The sequence below is a fragment of the Candidatus Poribacteria bacterium genome (assembly GCA_021295755.1).
Classification (GTDB): domain Bacteria; phylum Poribacteria; class WGA-4E; order WGA-4E; family PCPOR2b; genus PCPOR2b.
In genome coordinates, this window is the sequence record JAGWBT010000050.1 from 14,326 (window position 1) to 15,485 (window position 1,160).

At 46.1% G+C, this 1,160-nt stretch carries 2 protein-coding genes; one reads left to right on the top strand and one right to left on the bottom strand.

Translation table 11 applies throughout. The features are described from left to right. Positions 1-411: DUF86 domain-containing protein (locus tag J4G02_09095; GenBank protein MCE2394728.1), on the top strand; the 411-nt coding region annotated here is incomplete at its 5' end. A 417-nt stretch (positions 412-828) separates the two neighbouring features. Here J4G02_09095 and J4G02_09100 read toward each other — a convergent pair. Next, positions 829-1,160 (bottom strand): prolipoprotein diacylglyceryl transferase (locus tag J4G02_09100; protein MCE2394729.1); only part of this gene is annotated, 332 nt, incomplete at its 5' end.

Genomic DNA, 1,160 nt, shown 5'->3' on the forward strand with positions numbered 1-1,160 from the left:
CAAATTAACTTTGATACGATTGACGACAATTTGGAGAAACTTAACACCTTGAGCGGTCTGAGCCGCGATGAGTTTATGGCTGATTTTATATATCTGGATGCAACCGTGCGAAGACTTCAAACCTCCATTGAGGCATTGGTAGACATTTCCCGCTATGTAATCCGTTCACTCGGATTGCCATCTGCTGATTCCTATCGGCAGGTCCCAACCGTGCTTGCCGATGCCGGATACATTGACGAAACGTCCACAGCAATTTACGACAAAATGGTGAGATTTCGGAATCTGGTCGTCCACCACTATTATCGCGTCGATCCAGAAGACATCTACAACATCTTGACAGAGAATCTATCGGACCTCCAAAATTGGCGCACCACGTTACTAGAAATAATTGAAGCCGACAAAAACAGTTGAAAGTCCAAGAAGTAAGCAACTATGGTAGATTTTAGAATTACTTGGGCACTGCAAATCGGCGCAGTTGGAAACAGCGCCTACCAAATACGGTGAGCGAAAGTGTCTATTTATTTTTATCATCCACTATAATTAGAACATGCCCGAACCTGTAAGGAAAGACCAATGCAAAAATGGTATGCAAACAAAATCCTCTTGAACACACTGATCCTCATAATGATCGTTGGATTTATCGGATATCTGCTACCTTCCCCTCAAATCAAGCAATTGGGACTTATCGTCTTCTTAGTTGCGGGAACAATGGTTATGATCAGGGGTGTTGTGAAAATCACGATGGGCCTACGAAAAACAGGACGGGGACCTCAGCGATAGATGCTGAAACGATAGTCTGGATGCAATCTGCCGGTTCATCTCGAGCTTTTATGACCGCCGCCGCCTTTTGCGCTTGGGTGATGAAGGTGGTATTGAAACAGTCGTTTCCTCCGTTACAACGGGACGACGCGTGACCCAGTAGAGAAGGCAAGCCCCAATGATGACCATCAAGATACTTATGAGTTGTGCCCCTGTCAACCCGAACAGGACAGGCTGATTTAGTCGAAAAAATTCTGCGATGAAACGCTCAATTCCCGCCAAGATAAACGCTCCCCCCAACAACCACCCCGGCGTGCCTTCCCTCTGTTTGCGAATAGACCATAGCAATCCAAAAGCGATTACCGACATCCCTGTTTCATAGAGTGGTGTTGGATGGACGG